Below are 14,316 nucleotides of genomic sequence, written 5' to 3'. Positions count from 1 at the left end.
TCACGGCAGGATGAGAAGGCCGAAGTCGAAAACAGTGGGGACGAAGTTCATGTCACGGGTGAGAATCGCGATGTGCCTGCTCGCAGGTCTGGGATCCTTCGCGATCGTCGTTGCGCTTCTGCTGCCCACCCTCGTGTACGACCGTCTGGCGGTCACTCCCCTCGACATCGCCGCCACGACAGTGGCCACCACGGCAGACGGAGCGGGCGGCGAGGTCCTCGACTCGAAGACGATCGCCGGCCCGGGGCCCTTGTCGATCGCAACCGATGTTCCCCTCGTTCTCCAGCGGTACATCACCGTGGAGGATCCCTCCGACGCAGACCGCGTCACCTTCCAGGTCGGAGCCACGGTGCGACGCGCCGACCGGGGCGGCGATGAAGGCCTGCTGACCGCCTCGGTGGATCGAGTGACCAGCGACCGACGCACCGGCCTACCCGTCGAGCCGGCGGGGTCATTGCAGACCACCGTCGATTCACCCGCTATTCCGCTGCCGCGCAGGGGGTTACAGCATCGATTCCCCTTCGATACCCAGCCGATCACGTACACGGTCTACGACTCGACGGCGTGGACGAGCTTCGAGGCGAACTTCGTCGAGGAGATCACCATGGAAGGTCTGCCGATCTATCACTTCCGATCGATCGTGACCGAAGCCGACCTGTCGACCACGACACAGTCACCGATCAACTCGGTGACCCTCCCGGCATCGAAGTGGGGACTGGGCGACGGGGACGAACCGATCACGATGAAGCGGTGGTACTCCAACGTTCGCGACATCTACGTCGAACCCAGAAGCGGAAGTCTGGTGTGGGGCAGAGAAACCCCGTACCAGTACTTCGCGAGAGATCCGCAGGTCCCCGAGGTCACCATCTTCAAGGCGTCACTCGCTCTGAACGAGACGGGTCGCCTGGAGCAGGTGAACTCCGCACGCGACGCTGCGAACAGCCTGGCCTGGTTGACGTCTCGCGGACCACTCCTGGGATACGCGGTCGGTGGAGCCTGTCTCGTCGGTGCCGTCGCCGCCGGAGTGATCGGATCCCGTCGCGCGCGTTCGCCCGAGCCCACCCCACAGCGAGCGGACGAATCCGAGCGCGCGTCGGTGTAGGTGCGCTCGGCGTCCACTATTCGGATCCGCAAGCGGGATCGCGATCGTGTGGGCACGTTGTGGACACTCAGGTCGGTGCGTCAGGCAGGAAGCCCCAACGCCCTCAGCGCCATTGCTCGCAAGACGGGCCTGGCAGTACGTGACGGACTGCGCCCCGCGCTGTAAGGCGTCGAATTGATCAGACCGAACACGCCGTGTGCCGCAGTGCGAGCGTCGGCTTCGTTCGACGTCGGGTCGACGGCGCACAGGACCTCGACCCACAGTTCGACGTACTCGCGCTGCATTCGGCGTACCTTGCGTCGAGCGCCCTCGGGCAGACTCTGCAGGTCGCGATCCTGGATTCTGATGAAGGCCGGTGTGTCGAAGGCGAAGTCGAGGTGGAACTCGACCAACGCGGACAACGCGTCCACGGCAGCCCCACCACGATCGACCACCGCACGGCCACCGTCGAGCAGATACCCCGAGATCCCGACCATCAGCTCGACGAGCACGGCCTCCTTGTTCGGGAAGTGACGGTAGACGGCGGGTCCGCTGACACCGACTGCCGCGCCCAGATCCTCGAGGCGCACCGAGGTGAATCCGCGTTCGGCGAACAGTGACGCCGCGGCGTCGAGCAACTGCTGCCGACGCTCGGCCTTGCGCTGCTCACGCACCGTGGTGGGCTTCGCCTCCAACTCCTGCACTGACTCCCCCTCGACCCTGGACTCTCGGTTAATCGTAGTTTACTATGATGTCAGTTATCAACCATTAACTGAACTCCTGTGACACCGGCGTCCAACCCCTAAGGCGTGCACCTCATGGCAATCGATATTGCTGCCAACCGGGCAGATCACGAGCTGCTCACCAGCGAGCTGGCCGCACGGCTCGCCGCGGCGGCGCTCGGCGGTAGCGAGAAATCCCGGGAACGACACATCGCGCGCGGCAAACTGCTCCCCCGCGACCGCGTCGACGAGCTGCTCGATCCAGGCAGCCCGTTCCTGGAGATAGCACCACTGGCTGCCAACGGTCTCTACGACGACGAGTGCCCCGGCGCGGGAGTGATCGCCGGCATCGGACGCGTTTCCGGTCGCGAATGCGTGATCGTCGCCAACGACGCCACCGTCAAGGGCGGCACCTACTACCCCATGACGGTGAAGAAGCACCTGCGCGCGCAGGAGATCGCCCTACAGAACACCCTGCCGTGCATCTACCTCGTCGACTCGGGCGGCGCGTTCCTGCCACGCCAGGACGAGGTGTTCCCCGATCGCGATCACTTCGGCCGCATCTTCTTCAACCAGGCGACCATGAGCGCCAAAGGAATTGCGCAGATCGCCGCCGTCATGGGCTCGTGTACAGCAGGCGGCGCCTACGTGCCGGCGATGAGCGACGAGGCCATCATCGTCAAGAACCAGGGCACCATCTTCCTCGGCGGACCGCCACTGGTGAAGGCAGCGACCGGCGAGGTCGTCACGGCAGAAGAACTCGGCGGTGGTGATCTCCATTCGAAGATCTCGGGCGTCACCGACCACCTCGCCGAGGACGACCGAGACGCATTGCATCGCGTACGCCGCATCGTCTCCACGCTCGGGCCCCGCACACCCCGGCCGTGGGACGTCGTCACGACGCGTGACCCGGTAGCCGACCAGACCGAGCTCTACGACGTCGTACCCACCGATCCTCGCACGCCGTACGACGTGCGTGAGGTGATCACCCGGGTGGTCGACGGCGGCGAATTCGACGAGTTCAAGGCCGAATACGGCAAGACACTCGTCACCGGGTTCGCCCACCTTCACGGTCATCCCGTCGGCATCATCGCCAACAACGGTGTGCTGTTCGCCGAATCTGCCATGAAGGGCGCACATTTCATCGAACTGTGCGACAAGCGCAGTATCCCGCTCGTCTTCCTGCAGAACATCTCGGGCTTCATGGTCGGCCGCGACTACGAGGCAGGCGGCATCGCAAAACACGGCGCGAAGATGGTCACCGCGGTGGCGTGTGCCCGCGTCCCCAAGATCACCGTCGTCATCGGCGGTTCCTACGGTGCAGGGAACTACTCGATGTGCGGCAGAGCGTATTCACCGCGCTTTCTGTTCATGTGGCCCAACGCGCGAATCTCGGTGATGGGCGGCGAGCAGGCGGCGTCGGTGCTCGCGACGGTGCGCAGCGAACAACTCGATGCGGCGGGAAAACCGTGGAGCGACGAGGACCAGGAATCGTTCAAGGCTCCGATTCGCGAGCAGTACGAGAGCCAGGGCAACCCCTACTATTCGACGGCCCGCCTGTGGGACGACGGCATCATCGACCCGGCCGATACCAGGCAGGTACTCGGACTGGCCCTCGCAGCGTGCGCCAATGCACCGCTCGAGCCGGTCTCCTACGGCGTTTTCAGGATGTGACGGACATGACCACGATAGACACCGTTCTGATCGCCAATCGCGGCGAGATCGCCGTGCGGGTGGCGCGAACGCTGCGCCGCATGGGGATTCGCACCGTTGCCGTCTACAGCGACGCCGACGTCGACGCCCGCCACGTCCACGAGGCCGATACCGCGGTACGCCTCGGTCCCGCCAACGCCCGCGAGAGCTACCTCGACATCGCCAAGGTGATCGCGGCCGCGAAAGCCACAGGAGCGCAGGGCATTCATCCGGGATACGGATTTCTCTCCGAGAACTCCGAGTTCGCATCCGCCTGTGCCGAAGCCGGAATCGCCTTTCTGGGGCCGCCGGCGAAAGCCATCGAAGTGATGGGCGACAAGATCGCCGCCAAGGCCGCGGTCAGCGCCTTCGGGGTCCCCGTCGTCCCCGGTATCTCCCGTCCCGGCCTCACCGACGCCGACCTCATCGCCGGCGCTCCCGACGTCGGATTCCCGGTGCTGGTCAAACCCTCCGCAGGGGGCGGCGGAAAGGGTATGCGTCTGGTCGAGCGCGCCGAGGACCTACCCGCCGCGTTGACCAGCGCCCGCAGGGAAGCGGCCTCGTCGTTCGGAGACGACACACTCTTCCTCGAGCGATTCGTGTTGCGGCCCCGGCACATCGAGGTGCAGATTCTCGCCGACGAACACGGCAACGTCATCCACCTCGGTGAACGCGAATGCAGCCTGCAGCGCAGGCACCAGAAGGTCATCGAGGAGGCACCGTCCCCCTTGCTCGACGAAGCAGCCCGTGCACGCATCGGCGAGGCGGCCTGCAACACCGCCCGCAGTGTCGACTACTCCGGTGCAGGCACAGTCGAATTCATCGTCTCGGCCGACCGCCCCGACGAGTTCTTCTTCATGGAGATGAACACTCGCCTGCAGGTCGAGCACCCGGTCACCGAGATGGTCACCGGCCTCGACCTCGTCGAATGGCAGGTACGGGTGGCGTCGGGCGAGCCCCTGACTCTCGCGCAGGACGAGATCACGCTCACCGGACATGCGATCGAGGCCCGCGTCTACGCCGAGGATCCCGGCCGCGGATTCCTCCCCACCGGCGGCACCGTTGTCGGACTGCGCGAGCCATCGGCGCCGGGGATTCGAGTCGACTCCGGTCTTGCCGTCGGCACGGAGGTGGGTAGCAACTACGACCCCATGCTCTCGAAGGTCATCGCTCACGGACCCGATCGAGCAGCCGCACTGCGCACTCTCGATCGTGCACTGGCCGACACCGCGGTACTCGGAGTCGTCACCAATATCGAGTTCGCCCGGTTCCTGCTCGCCGACAACGATGTTCGTGCCGGCAATCTCGACACCGGACTGCTCGACCGTCGCGTCGAGGACTTCGCAGCGGCCGAGGCGACCGACGAGGCGCTGATCGCCGCCACCGCCGTGCAGTGGCTCGACGCGTGGCAGGCTGCGGGACAGGATATCTGGGCAACACCATCGGGTTGGAGAGTCGGCGCGAAGGCTTCGTTCCACCGTCGCGTCGCGTCCGGAGGTCGGACGGCGCACGTGTCCATCGCCGGATCACTCGACGCGGCGACGGTCGTCGTCGACGACGGATTGCCGCGCACCCTCCGGGCAACGGCCACCGAGGATTCCGTGAATCTGGCGATCGACGGTCTACGCGAGTCGATGACCTTCGCCCGAAGCGGCTCGGCCACCTGGATTTCCAGTTCTCGCGGCACCTGGCGCATCGATCGGATTGCCGAGGCGAGCGTCCGCGAGGACGATGCGCACTCCGGTGACGCCGAAATCCTCTCGCCGATGCCGGGTTCGATCATCGCGATCGGAACGACCACCGGCAGTGCGGTCACCGCGGGCACCGCCGTGGTCGTCGTCGAGGCGATGAAGATGGAACACACTCTGACCACCCCGATCGACGGCACGGTCGAACTCACTGTTGCAGTGGGCGATCAGGTCCGCGTCGATCAGATCCTCGCCCGAATCGTTCCCACACCCACCGAAGAGGACCAGCCATGACCGATCACCTGTCATCCGCGAATCTGCCCGACGAGTACCAGCAACTGGTGAAGTCCGTCGCCGACTTCACCCGGACGGTCGTGGCCCCGGTCTCGGCGAAACACGATGCCGAGCACTCTTTCCCGTACGAGGTCGTCGCCGGGATGGCCGAGATGGGCCTGTTCGGTCTGCCGTTTCCCGAGGAGTACGGCGGAATGGGCGGCGACTACTTCGCCCTCTGCCTGGCCCTCGAGGAGCTCGGCAAGGTCGACCAGAGCGTCGCGATGACGCTCGAAGCCGGCGTCTCGCTCGGTGCCATGCCGGTGTACCGCTTCGGCAACGACGCGCAGAAGGAGCAGTGGCTGCCCAAGCTCACCGCAGGCAAGGCCTTGGCCGCGTTCGGTCTGACCGAGCCGGGTGCCGGCAGCGACGCGGGCGGCACCAAGACCACCGCCAAGCGTGACGGCGGCGACTGGATCATCAACGGCAGCAAGCAATTCATCACCAACTCCGGCACCGATATCACCGAGCTCGTCACCGTCACCGCGGTGACCGGCGTCGACGAGGCGACCGGACGCAAGCAGATCTCGTCGATCCTCGTTCCCACGAACACCCCCGGGTTCGTCGCCGAAGCGGCATACAACAAGGTCGGCTGGAACGCCTCCGACACGCATCCGCTGAGCTTCACCGATGTGCGCGTACCCCAGGAGAACCTGCTGGGCCAGGAGGGTCGCGGGTACGCGAACTTCCTGCACATCCTCGACGAGGGTCGCATCGCGATCGCCGCGGTATCGGTCGGTGCCGCGCAGGGCTGCGTCGACGAGAGCGTGAAGTACGCCAAGGAACGTGAGGCGTTCGGCGCTCCGATCGCGCGCAATCAGGCGATCTCGTTCAAGATCGCCCGCATGGAGGCACGCGCCCACACCGCGCGCACCGCGTACTACGACGCGGCAGCACTGATGTTGGCGGGCAAGCCGTTCAAGAAGGCCGCATCCATCGCCAAGCTCGTCGCCTCCGAAGCGGCCATGGACAACGCGCGCGACGCCACGCAGATCCACGGCGGCTACGGTTTCATGAACGAATACGTCGTCGCCCGTCACTACCGCGACAGCAAGATCCTCGAAATCGGTGAGGGCACAACCGAGGTGCAGCTGATGCTGATCGCCCGGAGCCTGGGACTGTGAGCGACAAGCGGATTCGCCAGCGCGGCCTGTGGTTCGACGAGATGGAGCTCGGCACCGTCTACGAGCACCGGCCGGGCCGCACCATTACCGAGGCCGACAACACCCTGTTCACCACGCAGACGATGAACACTCAGGCCCTGCACCTCGACGCCGCCTACAGCGAGACGACAGCGTTCGGCCAGCGTCTGGTGAATTCGATGTTCACCGTCTCCACCCTTGTCGGACTGTCGGTGACGCAGTTGACCCAGGGCACCATCGTGGCGAACCTCGGCTTCTCGGAGGTGTCGTTTCCCAAGCCCCTGTTCCACGGCGACACCCTGTACGCCGAGACCGTGATCTCGGACAAACGCGAATCGAAGTCCCGACCCGGCGAGGGCATCGTGACGTTCACGCACACCGGCCGTAATCAGCACGGGGACATCGTCGCAGTGGCGGTGCGCAAGACGCTCGTCCGCATGCAACCACCGGAGGACGCGTCGTGAGCTGGGTTCCGCCGGGGCCGGCGTGGCTGTTCTGCCCGGCCGACCGTCCCGAGCGCTACGAGAAGGCCGCAGCGCGAGCAGATGTGGTCATTCTCGATCTGGAGGATGCCGTCGGTGCAGCGGACAAAGCGGGTGCTCGTGAGTCCGTGGCCACTACCCCACTGGACCCGTCGCGCACTATCGTTCGAGTCAACGCACACGGCACCGACGAACAGGCTGCGGACCTCGAGGCGCTGACGCGCACCGGATACACGACCGTCATGCTCCCCAAATGTGAATCGGCCGAACAGATCGCGGCCCTGGCTCCGCTGAATGTCGTCGCGCTCATCGAGTCCCCGCTCGGTGCGATGACGGTGTTCGACGCCCTCTCCGCCGACAATGCGATCGGTGTCATGTGGGGTGCCGAGGATCTGGTGGCCGCCATGGGCGGTAACTCGAGCAGGCAGGCCGACGGCTCGTACCGCGATGTCGCACAGCATGTTCGGTCGCAAACGCTACTGGCCGCGAAGGCACGCGGGGTGTTCGCGCTCGATTCGGTGTTCCTCGACATCCCCGACCTCAACGGGGTGCGCGCGGAGGCCGACGACGCCGTTGCCGTCGGCTTCGACGGAAAGGTGGCCATTCATCCGAGCCACATCCCCGTCATTCGCCAGGCCCATGCACCCACTGCTGAGGAACTCGACTGGGCCACCGCCGTGCTCGACGCCGTCTCGCACAATCGCGGAGTGTTCACCTTTCGTGGTCAGATGGTCGATGCCCCGGTACTGGCGCATGCTCGACGCATCGTCGCGCGCAGTTCCCTCTCCTAGCCGAGTACTTGCACGCGCCGTTAATTGCCGGCGCGGTATGGTGGGTGGTCACGAGTACAGGTACCGAGAGGCACGACACATGAGCGCACACGACCCCGCCCTGACTGCCCTTGCGCAGAATTGGCTTGCGCTTTCCGTCCTGCACGGACGTATCGAAAGCCGCATCGAGCGTGCGCTACAGACCAACCACAATCTCAGCGCGCGTGAGTACTGGCTGCTCGACGTCCTGGGCAGGCAGCACGACGGGGTCGGCGGCCACCTGCAAATGAAGCAGGTGGCCGATGCCGTCGTACTGAGCCAGAGCGCCACGACTCGCCTCGTCACTCGCCTCGAGGATCGGGGGCTGCTCACGCGATACCTGTGCCCCACCGATCGACGCGGCATCTACACCGACGTCAGCGAAGAAGGCCTGGCCCTGCTCGAGGCCGCGCGGCCGACCAACGATGCGGCGTTGCGCGAGGCTCTCGACGACGCATCCGACGAGCCGGATCTCGTTCCGTTGGTCGACGCCGTTCGACGCGCAGCAAGCTGATTCACTCCACCTGTTGCACGGCTGCTCTGGTCGCGTCGGCCACCAAGGGATTCATGGCAGGCGAGTCTTCCACCCCGGACGTGGTCGCACTGAGCACGACCAGCAGGATCCTCTGCCCGTCCGGCCCGAGCAGCAGTCCGGCGTCGTTGGATACGCCGTAGCTTCCGGTGCCGGTCTTGTCGGCCGAAGTCCATTGTGGCGCAATGCCCGCCCGGAACCGGGCGGCGGACGTCTCGGTGTCGCCCATCCACTCGAGCAGCTGCTTGCGCGAGGCCTCGGTCAGAACGTCGCCGTCGAGCAGGGTTCGGTAGCCGGCGGCCAGCGAGTCGGGTGTTGTGGTGTCCCGTGGATCACCCGGGATCGCCGTGTTCAATTCCGGCTCGATGCGGTCGAGGCGAAACTCGGTGTCACCGAGTGATCGTGCGAAGTCGGTGAGCGCCGCGGTGCCGCCTGCCTCGCGAATCAAGAGATTGCCGGATGTGTTGTCACTCTTGGTCAGTGCGGCCACTGCCAAGTCTGCGATGGTGACGACCGAGCCAGGCTCCCAATCGACCGCGGATTCGGGCACCTTGTCCTCGGCGGTGATCGTTCGGGTATCGGTGAGCTGCAACCTGCCTGCATCGACGGCGGCGAGTACGGCACCGACGGCATACACCTTGAAGGTGGAGCAGAACGCGAAACGTTCGCCCCCGCGGTAACTCTGCGTGGAACCGGTCTCGAGATCGAGCACACTGACGCCGAGCCGCGCGGTATCCCTGGCCTCGAGCTCGAGATACGCCTGCTCGGCACTGGGCTGTTCGCTCGTGGACTGGGCACTGCCCGTGTCGGATCGCGGCGGTTCGGTGGAGGCCGTCGAGGAACAGGCCACGCCGGCGGTCAGCGTCGCCGCCGCAATCACGGTGATCAGTCGGGTGGATGTCGAGGTACGCATGGGGTCATGCGATCACACCCTCTTGCCTCCGGGCCAAGTCCCGAGGCATGGCATCGTCATTCCTCTTCGGTATCGCGGCTGGTGGACGTGTTTCAATAGGTCGATGGATCTTGTTCGCCATCTCGAGTATTTTGTCGCCGTCGCCGAGGAACGCCACTTCGGCCGCGCAGCTGCGACTCTGCGGGTGACGCAGCCACCCGTGTCTCGGGCGATCAAGACCTTGGAGAAGCACCTCGGTCTCGTACTCGTAGAGCGAACACCCGACGGTGCAGCCATCACCGAACACGGGGCTGCACTGTTGCCACGGGCTCGCTTGATCGTCGACGATGCACGCCGATTGACCACCACGGCGGAGTCGCTCACCGCGTCCGAGACGGTCCGCATCGGCCTCATTCCCCAACTGGACGATGCACTGGCCGCACGTATCGCCGCGTCCGTCGGAGTCCAAGCGCGGGTGGAGACAGGCGGAGCAGTGTCCTTGCTGGACCGTGTCAGATCACACGAACTCGATGTTGCCGTGATCGATCACCCGGTGGTACTCGATCGACTGGTGGCCGGACCAGTGATTGCGCTACCCCGGCGGGTCAGCGTTCCAGTCGGTCACAGGTCGGCCCGAGCGGCGCGGCCGCGACTGACCATGTTGTCCGACCTCGCCTTCGCCACCACACCGCGGGCTGCGAATCCACCTGCACACGACCTGCTGCTCGATGCGTTTCGGCGCCACGCCCTCGATCCAGAGGTGTTCGTTGCGAACACCTTTCGCGCCGCCACGATCGGGGTTGCGTCAGGTCGATGTTTCGGGCTCGTACCTGCCGCGAGTCCGGTACTGCCTGGCACCGAACATCTCGACCTCTCTTCCGACGACGTTGCCCTGCGGGTGCGTATCGTGCGCCGCAACGATGAGGCCGAGTCTCTGGTGAATCTCATCGACCGAATCCTGTTGCAGGCCGGCAAGTGACTACGACCGACGAACAGCTGCGCGCCATATTCGCCGACGCAGGCTGTCGTGGTTGGGTGCGCGCCGAGCGGATCGACGGCACGGGCACGGTCGTCGACTACGAGGGAGACGACCCCGTCGTCGCCGCGTCGGTGTGGAAGATCGTGCTGCTCGTTGCCACGGCGCGCGCATTCGACGAAGGATCCTTGACTGCAACCGATTCGGTGCGACTCGTTCCGGCACAGTGCAGTCCCGGGCCGACCGGTATCGCAAGTTTCGCGGATCCGGTGAGCATGAGTTGGCGAGACATCGCACGCTCGATGATCACCGTCTCCGACAACGCCGCTGCCGACGCACTTCTCGGCGCAGTGGGGCTCGATGCAGTTGCCCGAGTGATCGACGATCTCGGACTCGAACACACGCGCATCGTCGGTGGCACGAAACAACTGGGTGATCAGATCGTCCGTGATACCGGCCGGTTGAACGCGGACGAAGCGGTGGGTCTACTGGCCAGCAATTACACAGTGGTCGACAGCTCGGGCTTCGATCCGGCGTACACCTCCTGCACCACACCCCGTGACAGCAACACCGTTCTGCGCTCGGTCTGGCTGGGCACCGCGGCATCGCCGGCGCAGTGCCGGTGCATGAAGGAGGTTCTGTCTCAGCAGGTATGGCCGCACAGGATTCGTAGCGGAATCCCGTACCCGGATGTGCAGGTCGCGGGCAAGACCGGCACCATCGGGCCCATTCGCAACGAGGTCGCCGTGGTGTCGTTTCCAGGCGAGACGCCCGTCGCGGTGTCGGTGTTCACCAGGGCAGCGCGGATGGACCTGAACCTCCCGCTGGTCGATCAGGCCATCGGCCATGCGGCCAGAATCGCAGTGACAGCAGTACGTCAGGCTTCGCGCTGAGTAGACCCCAGTGGTTCGCGGGTCCGAGCGGTCACTGCGCGGTCCAGGTCGGATCGCGTTTCTGCAGGAATGCGGTGATTCCTTCGATGACGTCCTTCGTGGTGGCGAGTCGATCCAATTCCCGACGGTTCTGCGCCCACGATTCTTCCTCGTGCGCGATGGTGCCGTCGGAGATACGTCGAGCGAGCCGCTTGGATGCGCGCACCGCGAGCGGCGCACCCTCCGTGCACAGGTGAGCGAGACCGAGTGCCGTATCGAGGACGTCGTCGGGCGCGGCAACCCGGTTGACCAATCCCCATCGTGCAGCCTCCTGCGCGGAGATCGGCTGGCCCGTCAGGATCATCTCCAACGCAATGTGTTCCGGCACCGCAGTCATGAGCCTGAAGGCTCCCCCAGCACCGGCGACGAGTCCGCGGCGAATCTCGGGTAGGCCGAATACTGCCGTGTCCGAGGCGACGACCATATCCGAGGCCAGAGCGATCTCGGTTCCACCTCCCATCGCCGACCCGTTCACCGCCGAGATGATCGGAACCGAAATCGGGTGTTGGACAATCCCGGCGAACCCCCAATGCTCGGTCTCGGGCGGGGTCACGGCGCCGGGGCCTCCGGCGCCGAGGGCTTTCAGATCGGCACCCCCGCAGAAGGTCGCCGATCCCGCACCGGTCAAGACGATGGCACGGATGTCGCGGTCGGCCTCGGCCGACTCCCAGGCCTGCCCGAGCAGCGTGTGCACGCGTGCGTCGATGCTGTTGGCAGCTTTCGGTCGGTTGATCGTGACGACGAGAACATGACCTTCACGCCTCGCCAGTACAACAGGTTCGATGCTATCGGCCTCGGACACGAATGTTCCCCTCGTTCGACTCGACACTGACTGTTGCTCCGATGATTTCGCGTGCAGGTTCGCTTCGATAGAGGGACAACGCATGCGCACTGGCCGTGTCTCCGGGTGCCGTCTGCGCGGCAACGCGTCGTCCGCGCTCGTCCCTCCCGACGAGGAAGGCCTGGTTCGGTTCCTGCTGCCGTGAATGCTCGACGGAGACAGTCTCCACCACGAGATCCCCGTCCTCGACAGGTGCTCGCGCTGGCGGATCCGAGTTCAGCACTGCAGGTTCGGGATTTCCGGTGTAGCCGAGCGGATGTTGGTCGCCGGCCAACAGCACGGAGTGGTGGTACGTCAGATAGCCGCCGTTCGCGTGCACCAGCGCAAGGCTCTTCCCGCCACGAATCTCCCGAACCGATGCGGTGATCGAATGCAGCGAATGACTACTGAGCGGCCCGCCGAAAGAGGAGTGCCCGCCGGTCACGCTGGGAATCAACGACTTCGGCGTCCCGAGGTGGCGTGTTGCGAGGGTCGGCACGATCGGGAAGCAGCTGTAGACGTCCAACACGTCCAGTAGCTCGACCCCGATCTCCGCGCCGTGCAACGCCCGATCCATCGTATCTTCCATCGCTGGGGACCGGCCGAAACTACTGCGGTCGAGAATGTCGACCGTGTCCTCGGCACCGGCACCGCCCCAGACGTAGACGATGTCGCTCTCGGGCACGCCACGTTCGCGGGCTTCGGCCAAGCTCGTCACAACGATGCACGCCGCCTGGTCGACGAACGGCATGGCGTTCATCGACAGCGGATACGGCTCGCACACGATGCGGTTCTTCGGCGACGGCGCTCCGATGTCCGCAGCCGTCCTCGCTCTTCCGTTCCACGAGTACGGATTCTTCTCGGAGACAACGGAGAATGTCGCATACAGCTCGCTGCACTCGGCCTGCCGCGTTACCGGATCCACGCCGGACTCGAAGCGAAATCGACTCTCGAACAACGGATAGATCCGGACCGGTGAGATCAGACCGGCTTCTTGCATTGCAGCGCTGCCGAGTTGATCGAGGTCGAAGGTGGGCGGACCGCCCGGATCGGTGCTCCACCCGCCGTCGTCGACGGGGTCTCGACCTGCCTTGACCAGTGCGCTCACCGAGGCCTGGGCTTCACCGCCTGCGATCACTGCCACCGTCGACTCTCCGGAAGCGATGCGTGCAGCCGCGCGATCGAGGAGTCGGGCCGGCCATTGTCCACCGATCGGAGCGTCGAACACGTCTGCTGGTGTGGCATCGAAGATACGTGCCAGCGCCGCGGCGGGACTGGCGTAGGCCCAGCTGGCGATATGGCAGAACGCGATGCTGTCCGCGCGGCGAAGCCACGGCTCCGAGGTCGGCGAGTCCTGGACTGCCGCAGTCGCAGCGAGCGTGATCAGTTCCATGGGTTCGACGCCCACGGGTTCGCCGCGGCCGCTTGTCTCACCGACAGCCACGATCACCGGAATACGCGTCGGATCCACCGTCGACGCCTCCTGGCGTACAGCACTCATGGACGCAAACCTATTACAGACAGAGATTGTCCGCAATGCCACCAGGTGCGACAATCCGGGGGTGACCGACGAAGCCAAGAGCCGACGAGGACGTCCTCGCGATCCGCATCTGGAAGACCGCGTCTACGACGCGGTGCTCGAGGTGTACTGGGAAAAGGGTTGGTCCGGTTTCACACTCGACGCCGTTGCCCGCCGTGCTTCGGTCGGTCGAGCCGCGCTCTATCGTCGCTGGGAATCCAAGGGGGCCTTGGTCGTCGATGCGCTGGAAGCCAGGAGTCCACTCGCGACGCCGATCGATCTCGGTACGCTGCGGGCGGATCTCGTCGAACTGGCAGTGCAGCTTCTGCACGGTTACAGAGGGACAGCTGGTCTGGTCAGTCTGAGGGTCGCCCTCGATGCGCGGGTGCACCCCGATCTTCTCGGACACATGATCGACACTCTCAATCGGAGCCGACTGGTCGCAGCGCGCCTCATCGTTCATCGAGCTCAGGCTAGAGGTGAACTACCGGAGTCCGCCGATACCACCCGAATCCTCGAACTGGTGACCGGAGCGGTATTCAGCCATGTCATCTTCTCGCATCGCTCCGATGCCGACAGAGCCGAGACCGACCGCGCCTACGCCGAAAACCTGGTCGACGCGGTCCTGGATGGCATCGGCACGACATGACACGTACGGCCGCCGAGTCCGGTGGACTCGGCGGCAGCACATAAGCT

At 65.2% G+C, this 14,316-nt stretch carries 14 protein-coding genes; 10 read left to right on the top strand and 4 right to left on the bottom strand.

Going from position 1 to position 14,316, the window contains the following annotated elements:
• Nucleotides 1-49 precede the first annotated feature (49 nt).
• On the top strand, nt 50-1,102 hold the full coding sequence (locus CH296_RS11510) for a DUF3068 domain-containing protein (RefSeq protein WP_179277703.1): 1,053 nt from the start codon (nt 50-52) through the stop codon (nt 1,100-1,102).
• Between the two features lie 80 nt (nt 1,103-1,182).
• Here the strand turns inward: CH296_RS11510 and CH296_RS11505 are convergent, their stop codons facing one another.
• Nucleotides 1,183-1,785: a TetR/AcrR family transcriptional regulator gene (locus tag CH296_RS11505; protein WP_094646502.1), complete on the bottom strand. Its 603-nt coding sequence runs from the start codon at nt 1,783-1,785 to the stop codon at nt 1,183-1,185.
• A 114-nt stretch (nt 1,786-1,899) separates the two neighbouring features.
• On the opposite strand from CH296_RS11505, the gene CH296_RS11500 reads away from it, so the two are divergent.
• From CH296_RS11500 to CH296_RS11475, 6 genes are all read left to right on the top strand, one after another.
• Complete coding sequence (locus CH296_RS11500; RefSeq protein ID WP_094646501.1) at nt 1,900-3,477, top strand: carboxyl transferase domain-containing protein; 1,578 nt, start codon at nt 1,900-1,902, stop codon at nt 3,475-3,477.
• Nucleotides 3,478-3,482: 5 nt separating this feature from the next.
• On the top strand, nt 3,483-5,477 hold the full coding sequence (locus CH296_RS11495; protein ID WP_094684855.1) for an acetyl/propionyl/methylcrotonyl-CoA carboxylase subunit alpha: 1,995 nt from the start codon (nt 3,483-3,485) through the stop codon (nt 5,475-5,477).
• On the top strand, nt 5,474-6,640 hold the full coding sequence (locus tag CH296_RS11490; RefSeq protein ID WP_032395486.1) for an acyl-CoA dehydrogenase family protein: 1,167 nt from the start codon (nt 5,474-5,476) through the stop codon (nt 6,638-6,640). Before CH296_RS11495 ends, CH296_RS11490 begins: the two co-directional genes overlap by 4 nt.
• A gap of 41 nt (nt 6,641-6,681) precedes the next feature.
• Entirely contained in the window at nt 6,682-7,122 is a 441-nt protein-coding gene (locus tag CH296_RS11485; RefSeq protein ID WP_045200765.1) for a MaoC family dehydratase, read from the top strand.
• A complete protein-coding gene (locus tag CH296_RS11480; RefSeq protein WP_094684790.1) occupies nt 7,119-7,931 on the top strand; it encodes a CoA ester lyase in 813 nt (270 codons plus the stop codon). The genes CH296_RS11485 and CH296_RS11480 overlap by 4 nt, the downstream gene beginning before the upstream one ends.
• A gap of 79 nt (nt 7,932-8,010) precedes the next feature.
• Nucleotides 8,011-8,463 carry a MarR family winged helix-turn-helix transcriptional regulator gene (locus CH296_RS11475; protein WP_045198085.1) on the top strand — a complete coding sequence of 151 codons (453 nt, stop codon included), beginning with the start codon at nt 8,011-8,013 and terminating at the stop codon, nt 8,461-8,463.
• Between the two features lies 1 nt (nt 8,464).
• Here CH296_RS11475 and bla read toward each other — a convergent pair whose 3' ends face one another.
• Nucleotides 8,465-9,394: a class A beta-lactamase gene (bla, locus tag CH296_RS11470; protein WP_094684789.1), complete on the bottom strand. Its 930-nt coding sequence runs from the start codon at nt 9,392-9,394 to the stop codon at nt 8,465-8,467.
• 103 nt (nt 9,395-9,497) lie between these two features.
• On the opposite strand from bla, the gene CH296_RS11465 reads away from it, so the two are divergent.
• Nucleotides 9,498-10,352 (top strand): LysR family transcriptional regulator, encoded by an 855-nt coding sequence (locus CH296_RS11465; protein WP_179277702.1) that lies wholly within the window; start codon nt 9,498-9,500, stop codon nt 10,350-10,352.
• Nucleotides 10,349-11,242, top strand: coding sequence for a serine hydrolase (locus CH296_RS11460; RefSeq protein ID WP_094684787.1), 894 nt, complete (start codon nt 10,349-10,351; stop codon nt 11,240-11,242). The genes CH296_RS11465 and CH296_RS11460 overlap by 4 nt, the downstream gene beginning before the upstream one ends.
• Before the next feature lie 31 nt (nt 11,243-11,273).
• On the opposite strand, the gene CH296_RS11455 is transcribed toward CH296_RS11460, so the two are convergent.
• Both CH296_RS11455 and CH296_RS11450 read right to left on the bottom strand, forming a co-directional pair.
• On the bottom strand, nt 11,274-12,083 hold the full coding sequence (locus tag CH296_RS11455) for an enoyl-CoA hydratase-related protein (RefSeq protein ID WP_256980420.1): 810 nt from the start codon (nt 12,081-12,083) through the stop codon (nt 11,274-11,276).
• A complete protein-coding gene (locus CH296_RS11450) occupies nt 12,067-13,602 on the bottom strand; it encodes an acetyl-CoA acetyltransferase (RefSeq protein WP_256980419.1) in 1,536 nt (511 codons plus the stop codon). The genes CH296_RS11455 and CH296_RS11450 overlap by 17 nt, the downstream gene beginning before the upstream one ends.
• Nucleotides 13,603-13,663: 61 nt before the next feature.
• On the opposite strand from CH296_RS11450, the gene CH296_RS11445 reads away from it, so the two are divergent.
• Nucleotides 13,664-14,269 carry a TetR/AcrR family transcriptional regulator gene (locus CH296_RS11445; RefSeq protein ID WP_032395631.1) on the top strand — a complete coding sequence of 202 codons (606 nt, stop codon included), beginning with the start codon at nt 13,664-13,666 and terminating at the stop codon, nt 14,267-14,269.
• Nucleotides 14,270-14,316: the final 47 nt, after the last annotated feature.

The organism is Rhodococcus sp. 14-2496-1d, assembly GCF_002259365.1.
GTDB lineage: Bacteria > Actinomycetota > Actinomycetes > Mycobacteriales > Mycobacteriaceae > Rhodococcoides.
This window is presented reverse-complemented; position numbering and strand designations above follow the sequence as displayed.